At 71.2% G+C, this 17,587-nt stretch carries 18 protein-coding genes; 12 read left to right on the forward strand and 6 right to left on the reverse strand.

Features of this window, described 5'->3' with window-relative positions:
• Nucleotides 1–8: 8 nt before the first annotated feature.
• Genes IEZ27_RS07830 through IEZ27_RS07850 form a run of 5 tightly spaced genes read left to right on the forward strand, consistent with a single transcriptional unit; the run spans nucleotide 9 to nucleotide 4,735 of the window.
• Nucleotides 9–1,049: a sugar ABC transporter substrate-binding protein gene (locus IEZ27_RS07830; RefSeq protein WP_189646613.1), complete on the forward strand. Its 1,041-nt coding sequence runs from the start codon at nucleotides 9–11 to the stop codon at nucleotides 1,047–1,049.
• Nucleotides 1,049–2,530 (forward strand): sugar ABC transporter ATP-binding protein, encoded by a 1,482-nt coding sequence (locus tag IEZ27_RS07835; RefSeq protein WP_125637269.1) that lies wholly within the window; start codon nucleotides 1,049–1,051, stop codon nucleotides 2,528–2,530. Before IEZ27_RS07830 ends, IEZ27_RS07835 begins: the two co-directional genes overlap by 1 nt.
• Nucleotides 2,527–3,516, forward strand: a complete 990-nt coding sequence (locus tag IEZ27_RS07840) for an ABC transporter permease (RefSeq protein WP_229823609.1) — start codon at nucleotides 2,527–2,529, stop codon at nucleotides 3,514–3,516. The genes IEZ27_RS07835 and IEZ27_RS07840 overlap by 4 nt, the downstream gene beginning before the upstream one ends.
• On the forward strand, nucleotides 3,516–3,821 hold the full coding sequence (locus tag IEZ27_RS07845; RefSeq protein ID WP_189646614.1) for an L-rhamnose mutarotase: 306 nt from the start codon (nucleotides 3,516–3,518) through the stop codon (nucleotides 3,819–3,821). The genes IEZ27_RS07840 and IEZ27_RS07845 overlap by 1 nt, the downstream gene beginning before the upstream one ends.
• The gene (locus IEZ27_RS07850; protein WP_229823614.1) at nucleotides 3,818–4,735 is read left to right on the forward strand and encodes an aldo/keto reductase; all 918 of its coding nucleotides are present in this window, start codon (nucleotides 3,818–3,820) and stop codon (nucleotides 4,733–4,735) included. The genes IEZ27_RS07845 and IEZ27_RS07850 overlap by 4 nt, the downstream gene beginning before the upstream one ends.
• Nucleotides 4,736–4,754: 19 nt before the next feature.
• Here IEZ27_RS07850 and IEZ27_RS07855 read toward each other — a convergent pair whose 3' ends face one another.
• The 6 genes from IEZ27_RS07855 to IEZ27_RS07880 form a co-directional block, all read right to left on the reverse strand.
• Nucleotides 4,755–5,702 carry a DNA polymerase ligase N-terminal domain-containing protein gene (locus tag IEZ27_RS07855; protein ID WP_189646616.1) on the reverse strand — a complete coding sequence of 316 codons (948 nt, stop codon included), beginning with the start codon at nucleotides 5,700–5,702 and terminating at the stop codon, nucleotides 4,755–4,757.
• 32 nt (nucleotides 5,703–5,734) lie between these two features.
• The gene (locus IEZ27_RS07860) at nucleotides 5,735–6,409 is read right to left on the reverse strand and encodes a FadR/GntR family transcriptional regulator (RefSeq protein ID WP_125637265.1); all 675 of its coding nucleotides are present in this window, start codon (nucleotides 6,407–6,409) and stop codon (nucleotides 5,735–5,737) included.
• Nucleotides 6,410–6,434: 25 nt separating this feature from the next.
• A complete protein-coding gene (locus IEZ27_RS07865) occupies nucleotides 6,435–7,460 on the reverse strand; it encodes an MBL fold metallo-hydrolase (RefSeq protein WP_189646617.1) in 1,026 nt (341 codons plus the stop codon).
• A 37-nt stretch (nucleotides 7,461–7,497) separates the two neighbouring features.
• The gene (locus tag IEZ27_RS07870) at nucleotides 7,498–8,613 is read right to left on the reverse strand and encodes a steroid 3-ketoacyl-CoA thiolase (protein ID WP_189646618.1); all 1,116 of its coding nucleotides are present in this window, start codon (nucleotides 8,611–8,613) and stop codon (nucleotides 7,498–7,500) included.
• Nucleotides 8,614–8,656: 43 nt separating this feature from the next.
• The gene (locus tag IEZ27_RS07875) at nucleotides 8,657–9,661 is read right to left on the reverse strand and encodes a sigma-70 family RNA polymerase sigma factor (protein ID WP_189646619.1); all 1,005 of its coding nucleotides are present in this window, start codon (nucleotides 9,659–9,661) and stop codon (nucleotides 8,657–8,659) included.
• Nucleotides 9,662–9,752: 91 nt separating this feature from the next.
• Nucleotides 9,753–10,403: a TetR family transcriptional regulator gene (locus IEZ27_RS07880; RefSeq protein ID WP_189646620.1), complete on the reverse strand. Its 651-nt coding sequence runs from the start codon at nucleotides 10,401–10,403 to the stop codon at nucleotides 9,753–9,755.
• Nucleotides 10,404–10,590: 187 nt separating this feature from the next.
• Here IEZ27_RS07880 and IEZ27_RS07885 point away from each other — a divergent pair, with 187 nt between their 5' ends.
• Genes IEZ27_RS07885 through IEZ27_RS07915 form a run of 7 tightly spaced genes read left to right on the forward strand, consistent with a single transcriptional unit; the run spans nucleotide 10,591 to nucleotide 17,586 of the window.
• Entirely contained in the window at nucleotides 10,591–12,189 is a 1,599-nt protein-coding gene (locus tag IEZ27_RS07885; RefSeq protein ID WP_189646621.1) for an AMP-binding protein, read from the forward strand.
• Complete coding sequence (locus IEZ27_RS07890; RefSeq protein WP_189646622.1) at nucleotides 12,189–13,178, forward strand: acyl-CoA dehydrogenase family protein; 990 nt, start codon at nucleotides 12,189–12,191, stop codon at nucleotides 13,176–13,178. Before IEZ27_RS07885 ends, IEZ27_RS07890 begins: the two co-directional genes overlap by 1 nt.
• On the forward strand, nucleotides 13,178–14,332 hold the full coding sequence (locus IEZ27_RS07895) for an acyl-CoA dehydrogenase family protein (protein ID WP_189646623.1): 1,155 nt from the start codon (nucleotides 13,178–13,180) through the stop codon (nucleotides 14,330–14,332). Before IEZ27_RS07890 ends, IEZ27_RS07895 begins: the two co-directional genes overlap by 1 nt.
• Nucleotides 14,329–15,261 (forward strand): bifunctional MaoC family dehydratase N-terminal/OB-fold nucleic acid binding domain-containing protein, encoded by a 933-nt coding sequence (locus tag IEZ27_RS07900; RefSeq protein ID WP_229823622.1) that lies wholly within the window; start codon nucleotides 14,329–14,331, stop codon nucleotides 15,259–15,261. Before IEZ27_RS07895 ends, IEZ27_RS07900 begins: the two co-directional genes overlap by 4 nt.
• Entirely contained in the window at nucleotides 15,258–15,653 is a 396-nt protein-coding gene (locus tag IEZ27_RS07905; protein ID WP_229823626.1) for a MaoC/PaaZ C-terminal domain-containing protein, read from the forward strand. The genes IEZ27_RS07900 and IEZ27_RS07905 overlap by 4 nt, the downstream gene beginning before the upstream one ends.
• Nucleotides 15,653–16,819, forward strand: a complete 1,167-nt coding sequence (locus IEZ27_RS07910; RefSeq protein ID WP_229823628.1) for a lipid-transfer protein — start codon at nucleotides 15,653–15,655, stop codon at nucleotides 16,817–16,819. Before IEZ27_RS07905 ends, IEZ27_RS07910 begins: the two co-directional genes overlap by 1 nt.
• A gap of 41 nt (nucleotides 16,820–16,860) precedes the next feature.
• Nucleotides 16,861–17,586, forward strand: coding sequence for a DUF981 family protein (locus IEZ27_RS07915; protein ID WP_125637255.1), 726 nt, complete (start codon nucleotides 16,861–16,863; stop codon nucleotides 17,584–17,586).
• Nucleotide 17,587 lies beyond the last annotated feature (1 nt).

The raw sequence follows: 17,587 nt of genomic DNA on the forward strand, positions 1-17,587 counted from the left end.
AACCCCCCATGAAGATCGGTCCGGTGGTCGCGAGCGCGGCCCTGCTGGCGGTCGTCGCCGCGTGCGGCTCCAACGGCTCCAGCGGTACGAGTGGCTCCGCGGCGGAAGGGGGAGGCAGCGGCAAGGTCGGCATCGACCACCCGCGCGCCGACTCCGACTTCTGGAACTCCTACATCAAGTACGTCCCGCAGATGGCGACCGAGCTCAAGGTCGACCTCATGCCCGCCACCAACTCCCAGAACGACGTCTCCAAGCTGGTCAACAACGTGCAGGCGCTGGTCGGCCAGGGCGCCAAGGCGATCGTCATGGCCCCCCAGGACACCGGCGCCATCGCCAACACGCTCCAGCAGCTGGAGAACAAGAAGATCCCCGTCGTGACCGTGGACACCCGCCCCGACAAGGGCAAGGTCTACATGGTCGTCCGCGCCGACAACCGCGCGTACGGGACCAAGGCGTGCGAGTTCCTCGGCGAGAAGCTCGGCGGCAAGGGCAAGGTCGTGCAGCTTGAGGGCGCGCTCAGCTCGATCAACGGCCGTGACAGGTCCGAGGCGTTCACCGAGTGCATGAAGACGAAGTTCCCCGGCATCACGGTGTTCAGCGAGCCGACCGAGTGGGAGGGCAGCAAGGCGGCGTCCATGCTCCAGACCCGCCTGGAGCAGAACCCGGACATCAAGGGCATCTACCTGCACGCGGGCGGCGTGCACCTGGCCCCGACGCTTCAGGTGCTCAAGCAGAAGAACCTGCTGGTCCCGCCCGCCGACCCCAAGCACGTCTTCGTGGTCTCCAACGACGGCATCCCGCAGGAGTTCGAGGAGATCCGCAAGGGCAACATCGACGCCACGGTGTCGCAGCCGGCCGACCTGTACGCCCGGTACGCGATCTTCTACGCCAAGGCGGCGGTGGACGGCAAGACGTTCCAGGCGGGCCCGACGGACCATGGCAGCAACATCATCCAGCTGCCCAACGGCTTCGAGGACCAGCTCCCGGCGCCGCTGGTGACGAAGGACAACGTGGACGACCAGAACCTCTGGGGTAACCAGGTCAAGTGATGAAATATCACGTTGAAGCCCGAAGTGTCGTCAAGCGTTTCGGCCCGACCACCGCGCTGAACGGCGCGGAGATCGCCATCGCCGAGGGCCACACCCACGCCCTCGTCGGCAGGAACGGCGCGGGGAAGTCCACCCTCGTGTCGATCCTCACCGGGCTCCAGCGGCCCGACGAGGGCGAGGTGCTGTTCTCGGGAGAGACGGCGCCCGCCCTCGCCGACCGCGACGCCTGGCGGCAGCGTGTCGCCTGTGTGTACCAGAAGTCCACGATCATCCCGGCGCTGACGGTCGCCGAGAACCTGTTCGTCAACCGCCAGACCGAGCGCGGCCGGATGATCAACTGGCGGGCGCTGCGGGCCAGGGCGCGCGAGCTGCTGGACACGTACGAGGTGGACGTCGATCCGCGGGCGCTGGCCGGCGAGCTGAGCGTCGAGCAGCGGCAGCTCGTGGAGATCGCGAGGGCGTTGTCGTTCGGCGCGCGTTTCATCATCCTCGACGAGCCCACCGCCAGGCTCGACGGCCCGGCCATCGAGCGGTTGTTCACCCGTATGCGCTCGCTGCGCGAGCAGGGCGTCACGATGATGTACATCTCCCACCACCTGGACGAGGTGTACGAGATCTGCCAGAGCGTCACGGTCTTCCGCGACGCCCGGCACATCGTGACCCGGCCGGTGGCCGGGTTCGCGCACGACGAGCTGGTCGCCGCGATGACCGGCGAGGCCACGGCCGCCTACGAGGCCAGGCGGCGTACGCCGGGCGAGGCGGTCGTGTTGTCCGGCGCGGGCCTGTCGCTGGCCGGCCGCTACCACGATGTGGACATCTCGGTCAGAGCGGGCGAGGTCGTGGGCCTGGCGGGCTCGGCGAGCAGCGGCAAGGTCGGCCTGGCCGAGACCCTGGTCGGGCTGCGCAGGCCCGACGCGGGCACGGTCACGATCGACGGCACCCGCGTCAGGCCGGGCGACGTGCCCGCCGCGATGCGGGCCGGGCTCGGGTTCGTGCCGGAGGACCGGCACCACGAGGGCTTCGTGCCGCTGCTGTCGGTGGGGGAGAACGCGACCATCCCGATCGCCCACAAACTGGGCAGTTTCGGCATCGTCTCGCCCGCCAGGCGCCGGGAGCGGGCCGTACAGATGATCGAGAGCCTGGACATCAAGACCGAGGGGCCCGACCAGCCCGTCGGCGACCTGTCGGGCGGGAACGCGCAGAAGGTCGTGTTCGCGCGGGCGCTCGTCGACGACCCGAAGGCGCTCGTCGTGATCAACCCGACCGCGGGCGTGGACGTCAAGGCCAAGCAGGCCCTGCTCGGCGCGGTCGAGGACGCGGTCGAGCGGGGCGCGGGGGCCGTGGTGGTCTCCGACGAACTGGACGACCTGCGCATCTGCGACAGGGTGCTGGTGATGTTCCACGGCAAGGTCGTCAAGGACGTGCCGCGTGGCTGGACCGACCACGAGCTCGTGGCCGTGATGGAAGGCATACAAGAGTGACCACATTGACTGCGCCGGCCCCCCGGGTGCGGCTGGCCAGGTTCCGCGACCTGACCCTGGTTCCGGTGATCGTGCTGCTGCTCGTCGTGGGCGCGTTCCTGGACCCGACCTTCCTGACGGCGGGCAACCTGACCAACGTCCTGCAGCAGCAGGCGGCGATCTCGCTGCTCGTGCTGGCCGAGGCGATGATCCTGATCGCCGGGAAGTTCGACCTGTCGCTGGAGTCGACGGTCGGCACCGCGCCCGGCATCGCCGTGATGCTGGTCGTCCCGGCCTCGGCGGGCGGGTTCGGCCTCGGGCTGCCCGGATGGCTGGTGATCCCGCTGGCCCTGCTCGTGGGCGCGGCCATCGGCGCGTTCAACGGATTCCTGATCATCAGGTTCCAGCTGTCGGCGTTCATCGTCACGCTGGCCATGCTGATCATCGTGGACGGCCTCCAGCAGGGGCTCACCCAGGGTAAGACGCTGTTCCAGCTCCCCGACTCGATGCTCTACCTCGGCAGCGCCACCTGGCTCGGCCTGCCCGCCGCCATCTGGATCGCCGCGCTGCTGTTCGCCGCCGGCATCTTCGGCCTGAGCTACCTCAGGCTCGGCCGCTCCCTGTACGCCATCGGCGGCAACGCCGACGCCGCCCGCGCCGCCGGGATCCGGGTGGACCGCGTGCTGTTCGGCGTGTTCGTCCTCGGCGGGATCCTCGCCGCGGTGGCGGGCATCCTGGAGACCGGCCGCCTCGGCGCGATCGGCAACGAGATGGGCGACGGCTGGATCTTCATGGTGTTCGCCGCGGCCGTCATCGGCGGCGTCAGCATGGACGGCGGCAAGGGCACCGTACTCGGCGCCCTGACCGGTGTGCTGGTGATCGGCCTGGTCCAGAACATCCTCACCCTCATCGGGGTCTCCGGGTTCTGGCAACCGGTCATCTACGGTGGCATCATTCTCATCGCCCTGATCATCAGCAGGATCGCCGGCGGAAAGGCGCAGGACTGATGGAACGCCTCGCCCTCCACACCAGGCTCAGGCCCGGGTGCGAGGAGACCTACGACAGGGAGCACGCCACGATCCCGCCGGCTCTCGAGTCGGCCATGCGCGCCAACGGGGTGCGCTCGTGGCGCATCTTCCGCGACGGCCTGGACCTGTTCCACTTCGTGGAGGTCGAGGACTACGCCGCCCTGCAGGCCGCGCTCAAGGACGACCCCGCCGACCAGGCATGGCAGCGGCAGATGAACCGCCTGCTCGACGGCGACTTCGACAAGTCGTCGGGCGGCTTGAGGCGAGTCTGGGAGATGACGTGATCGAGTTGCCCCGCGTCGGCTTCGGCGGCGCCCCGATCGGCAACCTCTACCAGGCGATCTCCGGCGAGCAGGCGCGCGCCACCGTCGACGCGGCCTGGGACGCCGGCGTGCGCCTGTACGACACCGCGCCGCACTACGGCCTGGGGTTGTCCGAACGCCGCCTGGGCGCCGCGCTCGCCGGGCGGTCGGGTTACGTCCTGTCCACGAAGGTGGGCCGGCTGGTGGTGCCCTCGCAGGTCCGCGAGGACGACGAGATGTTCGACGTCCCCGTCGGGCTGGGCCGCGAATGGGACTTCTCGGCCGACGGCGTACGCGACTCCCTGGAGGACTCCCTCGCCCGGCTCGGCGTGCCGGGCATCGACATCGCGCTCATCCACGACCCCGACGACCATCTTGACCAGGCGATCGCCGAGGCGTACCCGGCGCTGGCCGAGCTGCGGGAGCAGGGCGTGGTACGGGCGATCGGCGTCGGCATGAACCAGTGGCGGGCGCCGCTGCGCTTCGTCCAGGAGACCGGGATCGACGTCGTCATGCTCGCCGGCCGCTACACGCTGCTCGACCAGTCGGGCCTGCCGTTGCTGGAGGAGTGCGCGCGGCGCGGCGTCAAGGTGCTGGCCGCGGGCGTGTTCAACAGCGGCGTCCTGGCCACCTCGACCCCGTCGGGCACCTACGACTACGCGCCCGCGCCGGCGCCGCTGCTCGACCGGGCCGTCAGGATCGCCAAGGTCTGCGAGCGCCACGGCGTCTCGCTGCCGCAGGCGGCCATGGCGTTCCCGCTGCGCCATCCGGCGGTCGCCTCGATCGTCCTGGGCGCCCGCGCGCCGGAGGAGGTCCTGGCGAACGCGGACCTGTGGTCCCGTCCGGTCCCGGAGGAGTTGTGGCTGGAGTTGACGGCCGAGGGCCTGCTGACCTGAGCGGCGGCCGGGTCGGCGCTCAGGAGGGGATGAACAGCCAGGACCTGGACGTTCCGGGCTCGTAGCGGGAGTCCAGGCGTTTGGCGACCACGCCGGGCAGGCCCTGCTCGCGGGCGGCCCGCCGGACCGGGCCGGCCTCGCCGGGCCACGACGGCGCGGTCTGCCAGCGGGTCCCGGCCAGCTCCAGCGCCTCCAGGGCGGCCCGCCGGCCGGTGAACGGCTCGTCCACCAGCGAGCGGCCCTCGTCGTACAGCAGGTCGTAGCAGACCAGGATCTCGGCCCCGCCCAGCGTCACCACCTCGCCGTCCAGCACCGCCGTACGGCTGCCGAACGACTCGGCCAGCGGGCGCAGCCAGGGATGCTCGCGCGCGGCCGTCGTACGCCCGCCGTCGACGGCGACCAGCAGCCGGCGTCCGCCCCAGGCGAACTCGAAGGCGTAGGCGGCGGCGTCCTTGGGCGGCCGGGCGCGTTCGGCCGGGAGCATGGGCCGCACGTCCGGGAACGGGTCGCGGACGGGGGCGTCCATGCGGTGGATCATCCAGTTCTCGCCCCGCGTCCGGAACAACACGAACCGGCCGGAGGCCCGCCTGCCGTGCAGGACGAACTTGACCTCGCGGTCGGACCACTTCTCGGTCTCGTACGTGCCGGTGTCCCAGACGGTCATGGTGCCGCCGCCGTACTCGCCCTTGGGGATCTCGCCGTGGAAGGTGAGGTACTCCATCGGGTGATCCTCGGTGTGCACGGCCAGGTGGTTGGTGCCGGGGTCGGCGGGCAGGCCCTTGGGGACCGCCCAGGACGCCAGGACGCCGTCGCGTTCCAGCCGCAGGTCCCAGTGCAGGGACCGGGCGTGGTGCTCCTGGATGACGAACGCCGCCCCGCCCCGATCCTCGGCGGGAGTCTCGGGGACGGGCTCGGGGGTCCGGCTGGGGTCGCGTTTCTTGCGGTATCGCTCCAGTTTGTCGGCCACGACCGGGTTACTACCCGGGCAGAGCGCGCCGATCAGTCGAGGGCTTTGCGCAACCACGCCTCCACGCCCGCGACGTGCACGGTGGCCCAGGAACGCGCCACGTCCGGCTGGCGGGCGGCGATGGCCTCGTAGATCGCGGTGTGCTGCTCGCGGGTCTTCTCCAGCGCGCCTCCCTGGGTGAGGCCGCGCCACACCCGGGCCCGAGTGGTCGGACCTGACAGGCTCTCGATGAACGAGCAGAGCACGCTGTTGCCCGACCCCCGCGCGATGCGCTGATGGAACTCCAGGTCGTTGGCGACCAGCTCCTCGATCGTCGGCTCGGCGGGCAGGGAGTCGAGGATCACCCGCAGTTCGGCGATCTCGTCGTCGCCCATCAGCTCGGCGGCCATGGCGGTCGCGGCCGGCTCAAGGATGCGCCGGACCTCGAAGAACTGGATCACCGTGTCGTCGCGGTGCAGGTCGAGCACGAACGACATGGTGTCGAGCAGCAGGCGCGGCTCCAGGCTGGTGACGTACGTGCCGTCGCCCTGGCGTACGTCGAGCACGTTGATCAGGGCGAGCGCGCGCACGGCCTCGCGCAGTGAGTTGCGCGACAGGCCGAGCCGTTCGGCGAGGTCGGCCTCCTTCGGCAGGCGATCGCCCGGAGTCAGCTCGCCGGAGAGGATCATCTGCTTGATCTTGTCGATGGCCGCGTCGGTAACCGCCACGCTTTTCTCCCTAGACATCGGATGTCTAGGAGTCTAGAGCCTGGAAGCGTACGGGATCGACCTCAGGGACGCGGCGGATCAGGCCCCTGGTCTCCAGGGTGCGCAGATGGGCCGCGGCCTCGCCGGCCGCCATGCTTCTCAGCACGGGGGCCAGGTCGTCCCATGGCCGGTTCCAGGTCATCATCGCGGCGACCTCCCAGATGGTCAGCGGTCGCGACCGCTCGGCCATGAGGGTGCGCAACCGGATCAGCTTCTCCTCGTGATGGTGGCGGATCTCGGCGGCGCGCGCGGCAACATCATGAAATATCCACTCATGTGCTGGCAAAGCGTCGAGGAGGCCCAGCTCGCCGACCCGGTTGAGGGAGTCCAGGAAGTCGCCCAGCGGATCGACGTCGTCCCGGTCGTACGGGTAGATCCCGATGTGCGGGGTGATGTCGGGAAGGACGTGGTCGCCGGTGAACAGCCGGTCGGCGTCCTCCAGGTGCAGGCAGATGTGCCCCGGCGTGTGGCCGGGGGTGTGCACGGCCCGCAGCTTGCGGCCGGGCAGGTCGACCAGGTCGCCGTCCCGCAGCTCGCGGTCGGGCAGCGCGGGCGGGTCCGGCCGGGTGCCCATCGCCTCGCCTACCTCGCCGGGATCGGCGCCGGCCCGCCTGAGCATGTCGGACTGGAAGCTCGCGTGTTCCTCCGCGGCGAACCGGTGCATGAGCCGGACCAGCGCGGCGTCCTCCTCGTGCATGGCGATCCAGGCCCCGGACGCCTCCTTGACCTGGCCGGCCAGCCCGGCGTGGTCGGGATGGAAGTGGGTGACGACCACCCCGCGCACGGCCGCGACGTCGAGCCCGAGCGCGGCCAGCCCGCCGCTCAGCGCCTCCCAGGCGTCGGGGTGGTTCCAGCCGGCGTCCACCAGCACCGGCCCGCGCGGCGAATCGACCGCGTAGACGAGCGTGTATCCGAGAGGGTTGCCGGGGATGGGCACCGGCACGCTCCACACCCCGCCGCCGAGATCCTGCGGCCGCTGCTCCGAGTACGGCCTGCGCCTGGTCTTCGCCACCGGGTCCCCCGATCGAGCACGTGCGTTGAATGGTAGGTCAGGCGACGCGTTCGAGGATCGTCGCCGTGGCCAGGGCGCCGCCCGCGCACATCGTGACCAGCGCGGTGGCGCCGTCGGAGCGTTCGAGCTCGTGCAGGGCGGTGGTGATGAGCCGGGCGCCGGTGGCCCCGACGGGATGGCCGAGCGCGATGGCCCCGCCGTTGACGTTGACCCGGTCGAGGTCGGGCTCGTGCACGCCGGCCCACGAGAGCACCACGGACGCGAACGCCTCGTTCACCTCGAACCTGTCGATGTCGCCCATGGTCATCCCGGCCGCCGTCAGCACCTTCGCGGTCGCCTCCACGGGACCGTCGAGGTGATAGTACGGCTCGGCCCCGATGAGCGCCTGGGCGAGGATGCGCGCCCTCGGCCGCAGCCCGCGCCGGTGGGCCTCCTGCTCGCTCATCACCAGCACGGCGGCCGCGCCGTCGGAGATCTGCGAGGACGTCCCGGCCGTGTGCATGGCCCCTTCGGCGACCGGCTTGAGCCCGGCCAGGCTCTCGACCGTGGTCTCGCGTAAACCCTGGTCCCTGCGTACGGATCCGACGGGCACGATCTCCCGGTCGAACCGCCCGTCGGCCCACGCCTTGGCCGCCAGGCGCTGCGACCGGGCGCCGAACCAGTCGAGCCGCTCCCTGGTCAGCCCGCGCCGCCGCGCGATGCGTTCGGCCGCGGTGAACTGGTCGGGCAGGTCGATGTTCCAGTCGTCGGGACGCGGCTTGGCGGGACGTACGTTGCTGCCGAGCGGCGTCCTGCTCATGACCTCGACGCCGCACCCGATGCCCGCCTCGATGACGCCCGCCCTGATCATCGCCGCCGCCAGGTGCACGGCCTGCTGGGAGGAGCCGCACTGGGCGTCGAGCGTGGTGACCCCCGTCTGGTACGGGAGGCCGGCGTAGAGCCAGGAGTGGCGTCCGACGTGGCCGCCCTGCTCGCCCGCCTGGGTGACGCATCCGGCGAACACCTGGCCGACGGCGGCCGGATCGAGGCCCGCCCGCTCGACCAGCCCGTTGAGCGCCGCGGCCAGCACCTGCTGCGGCTTGAGCTCCGACAACCATCCGCCCCGCCTGCCGATGGGCGTGCGAACGGCCTCGACGATCACAGGTGTGCCCACAGTCGCCTCCAGAACGTTGCTCTGGCCGCGACTGTAACGCGTTCTACTTTGTCGCGGAAGCCTCGCTTCCGGCGGGGAACTCGCCACGCAGCCCGAACGTGTCGAAAAGCTGCAGGTCGAAGAACATGGCGACGTGACTGATGCCCTCTTCGCGCAGCGCCAGCACCATGATCGCGAAGCGGCGGTAGACGTCGTCCTCGCGGAAGTAGACCGCGAACGCGGGCTGGCCGTTGGCGGCGACCGGGAACAGCTTGAGGTCGCCCGCCCGGCTGGCAGGGCACTGCGTGGAGATGAGCTCGCCGATCGCGTCGGGGCCTTCGTACCAGCCCACGTAGGGCGGCATCTCCCAGATCGCGTCCTTGGTGAACAGCGAGACCAGCTCGTCGACGTCGTAGTTCTCGAAGGCGGCGACGTAGCGGTCGAGCTGGTGGCGCTGCTCGGCCGACAGCGGCTCGACCGGGTCGTCGAGACTCGGCGACACCTCGCTGAGCTGGGCGCGGGCCCGCTGGAGGATGCTGTTGACGGCCGCCGTGGAGACGCCGACCGCCTCGGCGACCTCGGCCGCCCGCCACTTGAGCACGTCGCGCAGGATCAGCACCGCGCGCTGCCGGGGCGGCAGGTGTTGCAGCGCGGCGACGAGCGCGAGCCGGACGCTCTCGCGCGAGGTCACGATCGAGGCCGGGTCGCCGCCCGCCTCGACCCCGGCCAGCGTGTCGGGCACCGGCTCCAGCCAGGGCACCTCGCCGTCCTGGACCAGCGGCGCGCTCGCCTCGGTGCTGGGGGCGCCGAGGCCGGTCGGCAGGGGCCGCCTGCCCCGGCTGTCGAGCGCGGTCAGGCAGGCGGTGGTGGCGATGCGGTAGAGCCACGTGCGCAACGACGATCGCCCCTCGAACCCCTCGAAGCCCCGCCACGCCCGCAGATACGTCTCCTGCACGAGGTCCTCGGCGTCGTGCACCGACCCCAGCATCCGGTAGCAGTGCGCGAGCAGCTCGCGCCGCATCGGATCGGCCAGCCGGAGGAAGTCCTCGTTCGTCGGCTTCTCGCTCATGCCCCCTGTATAGCCATCGCCACTGACAAAACACCGGGTTTCGGCGGCGGCCCGGCTCGTTTTGGGGCGTGACGGATATGTCGGGAAGGTGCTAGATGTCGGCTAGAAGGCGGTTCGCGGCGGTCTCGATGCGCCGCTGAATCTGGTCGTACGTGCGCCGCCCGCGCAACATCTCCAGCAGCTCCTGCACCCACACGCTGGCCAGCGAGCCCGCGAGGTCGAGCTGCTCCTCGCCGGCCTGGTCGACCGTCAGCCCGTCGGCCGACACGCGCAGCAGCAGCCCTGTCATGCGGTCGCCGAACGGCGTCTGGACCTCGGCCATGATCAACGACCGGATCAGCGCGTCGGCCAGCTCGGGCTCGCGCATGAGCCCCCGGGTCGCCCTCATCAGCACGTCGACGGCCCTGCTGGCGGGCGTCGAGGCCCCCGGCGGGCGGCGCTCGATGCTGCTCTCCAGCAGGTCGATCTCCTCGCCCACGACGGCCACGACCAGGTCCATCTTGGACGGGAAGTAGCGGTAGAGCGTCCCCAGCGCCACGCCGGCGCGCTCGGCGACCGTGCGCATCTGCATGGCCTCGACGCCGCCGCGCGAGGCCAGCGCGGCGGCGGCCTGGACGATGCGCTTGCGGCGTTGGTGCTGGCTGCGGGTGCGGACACTGCGTCCGCCCGGCGCGGCGCGGCCCTCAGTGGCCCCCTCGGTGTCGCTGGGGGGCGCGGAGAATGACCCGGGCGAGGTACGCATAAGAACACGTTATCTGATTTCTCGATAACCCGGCTTGTTACCCGCGAGTCACAAACACGCCGTATCGGCCCATGTCTAAGGCGTTACAGGACTATGTCCCCACATATCAAAGAAGGCCGGTACTGGACAGATATTAGAATCTGTTCTAGTTTGCCATTCGGCTTACCTAGCGCTTGCTGGAGGCTCGATGATCGCGCAGACGCTGGCGGCCCTGCTCCTCGACCGGGCGCAGGACGACCGACCTGGGCTGATGTTCGAGGGCGCGGTGTGGTCGTGGCGCGAGCACGTCGCCCGCTGCCGGGCCGCCGGGGCCTGGCTGAGCGGGCGCGGGACCGGCCTGCACGTGGGCGTGCTGGGGGAGAACGTCCCGGAGATGCTGTTCCTGCTCGGCGGGGCGGCGCTCGGCGGGCACGTGCTGGTCGCGCTGAACCCGACCCGTTCGATCGACGAGCTGATCCGCGACGCCCGCGCCACCGACGTGGACCTCCTGCTCTGGGACGCCCCCTTCGCGGACGTCGCCCGTCCGGTCGCCGAGGCGCTGGGCCTGGAGAGCATGGCGCTGTCCACGGTGCCGGCCGACGGCGAGGGGCGGCCGGCACCGTCCGCTCCCGGCGACCTGGTGATGCTGATCTTCACCTCGGGCACCTCCGGCCGGCCCCGGGCCGTACGGATCACGCAGCGCAAGCTCGCCCTGCCGGGGCTGAGCCTGGCGGCGCTGCTCACGCCCGAGGACGTCGTCTACTGCTCGATGCCGCTGTTCCACTCCGGAGCCCTGATGGCCGCCTACGCCCCGGCCGTGGCCTCAGGGGCGGCGCTGGCCGTACGCAGGCGGTTCTCGGCCTCGGGCCTGCTGCCGGACGTACGGCGGCACGGCTGCACGTACCTGCACTACGTCGGCAAGGCGCTCTCCTACGTCCTGGCCACCCCCGAACGCCCGGACGACGCCGACAACCCCCTGCGGATCGCTTTCGGCAACGAGGGCAGCGCGGTCGCGACCAGGCGGTTCGGCGAGCGGTTCGGCTGCCGGGTGATCGACGCCTTCGGCTCCACCGAGACGGCCATCTCCTTCACCCCCGACCCCGGCGGCCCGCCCGGCAGCCTCGGCCGGCTGGGCGAAGGCGTACGGATCCTCGACCCTCTGACCGGGCACGCCTGCCCGCCCGCGCGCATCGAGGACGGCCGCCTGCTCAACCCGGACGAGGCCGTCGGCGAGCTGGTCAACACCTCCGGCCCCGGCCTGTTCGAGGGCTATTACAACGACCCGGACGCCGACGCCGAACGGATCAGGGACGGCGCGTTCTGGTCCGGCGACCTGGCCTACGCCGACCCCGGCGGCCACGTCTTCTTCGCCGGACGCGGCACCGAACGCCTGCGCGTGGACGGCGAGAACCTGGCCGTGGCCCCCGTTGAGGCAGCCCTGCGGGAGTTCGGAGGCGTGGTCGAGGCGGCGGTCTACCCGGTGCCGGACGCGGCGGCCGGTGACCAGGTCATGGCGGCGCTGATCATGGAGGGGGCGTTCGACGCCGAGGCGTTCACGGCGTTCCTGGCCGGGCGCACCGACCTGGGGATCAAGTCGTTACCCCGCTATATCCGGATTTCTCGGGAATTTCCGCTTACTCCCTCGCACAAGGTCATCAAGCGCATCCTGGTCAAGGAGGCGTGGCGGACCGGCGACCCCGTCTGGTGGCGTTCCCCGACCGGGTTTCGCCCCCTGACCGGCGTGGACGTCAAGGCGATCGAGGAGGAGTTCGTTCGGCACGGCAGGCACCACCTCTTGGAGAGCTGATGGATTTCAATCTGGACGAAACCCAGCAGGACCTGAAGAAACTGACCGCCGAGGTTCTGACCAGGGAGGAGGCGGGCGCCGGTGGAGCGGCCGACGCCGGGTTGTGGCAGGCCGGGCTCATGGGCGTGTGCGTGCCGGAGGAGGCGGGCGGCGCCGGGCTGGGGCCCGTCGAGATGGCCGTGGTGCTGCGCGAGACCGGGGCGCGGGCGGCGGCCGTACCGGCGCTGCCGGTGCTGGTGAGCACGCTGGCCCTCGCCCGCCACGGCAACCCCGGCCAGTGGCGGCGCGTCACGCGGGCCACCCTCGCGCGCCGCGAGCCAGGCCGGGCCCCCGCCGATCCGCCGGCGACGGCCGCCCGGCCCGACGGGGACGGCTGGTCGCTGACGGGACGCAAGGTCTCGGTGCCGTACCCGGCCGACGATGTGCTGGTCACGGCGGACGAGGGGCTGTTCCTGGTGTCGTCGCCGCCCGTGAGCCACGAGTTCACCTCGACCGGCGAGCCGGCCGGCACGATCGTCCTGGACGGCACGCCGGCCGAGCGGGTGGGCGGGCCGGAGGCCGCCGCCGACGCCGGGCTGATCTTCACCGTGGCCGTCGCCGCGCAGGCGAGCGGCGTCCTGGCCGGGGCGCTCGACCTCACCACCTCCTACATCAGGACGAGACGGCAATTCGGCCGCGCGCTGGCCGAGTTCCAGGCCGTGACCATGCAGATCGCCGACGTCTACATCGCGGGCCGGGCTCTCGACGTGGCCATGTGGTCGGCGGCGTGGCGGCTGGCCGAGGGACTGCCCGCCGACGAGGACGTGGCGCTGGCCGCGTTCCACGTGTGCGAGGCCGTCAAGGCCCTCTACACCTGCCAGCATCTGCACGGCGGCCTCGGCCTCGACGTCACCTACCCGCTGCACCGCTACTTCGCGCAGGCCAAGCACCTGTCCCACCTGCTCGGCGGCGCCGACGCCCAGCTCGACCTGATCGGAGCCCTCGCCTGATGCTGATCGACCTGACCCGCGAGCAGCGCGCGCTCCGCGACGAGCTGCGGGCGTACTTCCGCGACTGTCTCACCGCCGAGGACCGCGCCAAGATCGCCGACGACCCGTTCGGCGAGGTGTACATGGAGCACTGCCGCCGGCTCGGCCGCGACGGCAAGCTCGGGCTGGGCTGGCCCAAGGAGTACGGCGGAGGCGGCTACGGCCCCTTGGAGCAGCAGATCTTCGCCAACGAGATCGCCCGCGCGGGTGTGCCGTACCCGATCATCACCGTGCAGACGGTGGGCCCGACGCTCATGCAGTACGGCACCCAGGAGCAGAAGGAGCTGTTCCTGCCGCGCATCCTGGCCGGGGAGTGCCACTTCGCGATCGGCTACAGCGAGCCCGAGGCCGGCACCGACCTGGCCTCCCTGCGCACCACGGCGGTGCTCGACGGCGACCACTACGTCGTCAACGGCCAGAAGATCTTCACCAGCGGCGCGCACTACGCCCAGTACATCTGGCTGGCGGCCCGGACGAACCCCGAGGCCAAGAAGCACAAGGGCATCACCATGATGATCGCCTCCACCGACGACCCCGGCTACTCCTGGACCCCGATCGTCACCATGGACGGCCGCCACCACACGAACTCCACCTACTACTCCGACGTGCGCGTGCCGGTGAACATGGTCGTCGGCGAGGTCGATCGCGGCTGGGACCTGATCGTCAACCAGCTCAACCACGAACGGGTCACCCTCGGCCCCGCCGGGAACCTCGGCCAGACCTACGACCGCTTCCTCGCCTGGGCCAGGCATACCGGGCTGACGGACAACCCGGACGTCCGGCGGGCGCTCGCCCGCGTGCGGGCGGCCTTCCGTACGAACGAGCTGCTCAACTGGCAGGTGGCGGCGAACATGGACCTCGGCTGGCTGGGCGCGCCCGACGCCTCGGCCACCAAGATCTACGGCTCCGAGCGCATGCAGGAGATCGGCCGGGTCGTCTGCGACATCCTGGCCAGGTACGGCGACCCGGCCGACCCGGAGACGGCCGAGCTGGCCGAGCGCATGGACCACGGCGTCAAGGGGGCGGTGGTGCTCACGTTCGGCGGCGGGGTCAACGAGGTGCAGCGGGAGCTGATCGCGATGCTCGGCCTGAGCCTGCCGAGGCCGCCGCGATGACCGACGCCGCGATGACCGACGCCACGATGACCGACGAGGAGCTGCACGAGCTGGCCGCCAAGCAGGTGGCCATGGGCGAGCTGCGCGGCACCCCGGCCGCCGACCCGGTGAACGCCCCCATGATCCGGCACTGGCTGGCGGCCATGGGCGACGCCAACCCGCGCTACCTCGACGAGGGTGTCGCGCCGCCCGCGATGGCCCAGGTGTGGACCATGCAGGGCCCGGGGGAGCGGGGGAAGGACCGCTCGCCGGTGGACGATCTGATGGCCGCGCTCGACGCCGGCGGCTACACCGGGGTCGTGGCCACCAACTGCGAGCAGACCTACCACCGGTACGTCAGGATCGGCGAGCTGCTGACCCCCGCCACCCGCTTCACCTCACTCGCCGGGCCGAAACGCACCGCCCTGGGCGACGGCTTCTTCGCCACCTGGAACGTCACCTGGTACGGCGACGACGACCGGCCGGTCGCCGAGATGCTCTTCCGGGTGCTGAAGTTCCGGCCGAAGGCGCCCGCCGCCCGCGCGCGGGAGCCGTACCCGCTGCGGCCGGCCGTCAACAGGGACACCGCGTTCTTCTGGGAGGGCGTGCGCGACGGCGAACTGCGCGTCCAGAGTTGCGCGGACTGCGGTGAGTTGCGCCACCCGCCCGGACCGATGTGCCCGAACTGCCGCTCGGCCAACCGCTCCCACGTCGTCGTGAGCGGTCGCGGCACCCTCTACAGCTACGTCGTCCACCACCACCCGCCGGTGCCGGGGCGGGAGGTCCCGTTCGTGGTGGGCGTGGTGGAACTGCCGGAAGGAGTACGGATCGTGGGCAATGTCATCGACTGCCCGGTCGAGAGGGTGGAGGTCGGGATGCCGCTGCGCGTGACGTACCGGCCGATGGACGACGAGCTCGTCCTGCCGATGTGGACGCCGGAGGAGCCGTGACGCCCGCCACCGGGACGGCCCTGCCCGAGCTGGCCGTCGACCTGACACCCACGACCGTGATCTCCACGGCCCTGGCCACCAGGGACTTCACCCCCGTGCACCACGACACCGCCAAGGCCCGCGCCCAGGGCTCGAAGGACATCTTCCTGAACATCCTCACCACCATGGGCCTGGTGCAACGCTACGTCACCGACTGGACGGGCCCGGAGGCGGTCATCACGAGCATCAACGTCAGGCTGGGCGTCCCGGCGTACGCGGGGGACCGGCTGAGCTTCAGCGGCGTGATCGTCGCGCGCGACGGCGACCGGTACACCGCCGAGGTGCGCGGCCGGGTGAGCCTGGGCGACCACGCGACCGGCACCGTCACCTTCGTCCTGCCCGGGAGCGCGTGATGCTGAGCGGGCGGGCCGCGGTCGCGGGCATCGGCGCCACCGAGTTCAGCAAGGACTCGGGCCGGTCGGAGCTGCGGCTGGCGGCCGAGGCCGTGCTCGCCGCACTGGACGACGCCGGGGTGCCGCCGGCCGACGTGGACGGCATGGTGACCTACACCCAGGACTCCAACCAGGAGATCGCCGTCGCCCGGGAGACCGGGATCGGCGACCTCACCTTCTTCTCCCGCGTCGAGTACGGCGGCGGCGCGGCCTGCGGCACGGTCGCGCACGCGGCGATGGCCGTGGCCACCGGCATGGCGAGGACGGTGGTCTGCTACCGGGCCTTCAACGAGCGCTCGGGCCGCCGGTTCGGCCAGCCGAACGCCCGGCTGACCGGCGAGCCGACCTCGCAGGGCCTGGAGATGAGCTGGCACGTGCCGTACGGGCTGATGACCCCGGCCGCCTGGGTCGCCATGTTCGCGCGGCGGTACATGCACGAGTTCGGGGCGACGTCGGAGGACTTCGGCCGGGTGGCGGTGGCCATGCGCCGGCACGCCGCCACGAACCCGGCCGCCTGGTTCCACGGTCGGCCGATCACCCTGGCCGAGCACCAGGCGTCCCGGTGGATCGTGGAGCCGCTGCACCTGCTCGACTGCTGCCAGGAGAGCGACGGCGCGGTGGCCCTGGTGGTGACGTCCGCCGAACGCGCCCACGACCTGCGCAGGTCGCCCGCGCTGATCACGGCGGCCGCGCAGGGCTCGGGCGCGGGCCAGCTCATGATGACGAGCTACTACCGCGACGACATGAGCGGCCTTCCCGAGATGTCCGTCGTCGGGCGGCAACTGTGGGGCATGTCGGGGTTGTCCCCGCGCGACATCCAGACGGCCATTCTGTACGACCACTTCACCCCGTTCGTCCTGGCCCAGCTTGAGGAGCTGGGCTTCTGCGGGCGCGGCGAGGCCCCGGACTACCTGCGGGACGGCGGCATCGAGCTGGACGGCCGCCTGCCGGTCAACCCGCACGGCGGGCAACTGGGCGAGGCGTACATCCACGGCATGAACGGCATCGCCGAGGCGGTCAGGCAGATCCGGGGCACGGCCGCCAACCAGGTGTCCGGCGTACGGAACGTCCTGGTCACGGCGGGGACCGGCGTGCCGACGAGCGGGCTGATCCTGTCGGCTGCATGACTATCGGTTCATTTTTGGCCACATAGGGTAATCGTGCCTGTATGAGTGGATTTTGCGGGATTCTGGCCCAGCCGGAGTTGAAGATCGACTGGACCAGGATGCCCACGTACAACACGATCATGGCGGTCGCCGCCGGCGTCGGGTTGCTGCTCGTGGTCGCCTTCGGCCGCCGGCTGCTCCGCGGCGACCCGATGGAGCACGTGGACGGGTGGGCGCTGGCGTTCGGCGCGGTCGGGGCCATCCTCGCGGTGACCGGGCTGCACATGACGCTCACCTGGCCGCTGGCGGGGCAGGGCTTCCCGTTCGACAACATCATCTTCGGCGAGCCCTCGCTGGCGTTCGGCGTGTTGCTGCTGGCAGCCGCGCTCTACCTGTGGAAACGCTGGGGGCTGGTCACCGTGGCGCCCGACCGGCGCAAGGTCGTGGCGCGTACGGCCGGGCCGATCTCGCTGTTCGTTTTCGGCATGGGGCTGGCCTGCTTCGGGATCGCGGCGGCGGGGTGGACGTACACGCTGTTCGCCGCGCCGCCGCAGGAGCCCATCTCGGGGGCCTTCGCCGGCATGCCGCTGCTGGAGGCCACCTTCATCTCCGGCCTGTACGTGCTGGTCGGGGTGGGGGCGGTGCTGTTCCCGTTCGTGTTGCGGGCCAGGGGCGGCCCGGTCGCGACCGTCACCGGCGTGTGCTGGGGGATCGCCGGGGTGGCGTTCCTGCTGTTCGGCGCGTTGAACTACTTCACGCACATCGGCCTGATCGTGAACACCATGTAGT

Source organism: Nonomuraea spiralis (genome assembly GCF_014648435.1).
Lineage (GTDB): Bacteria > Actinomycetota > Actinomycetes > Streptosporangiales > Streptosporangiaceae > Nonomuraea > Nonomuraea spiralis.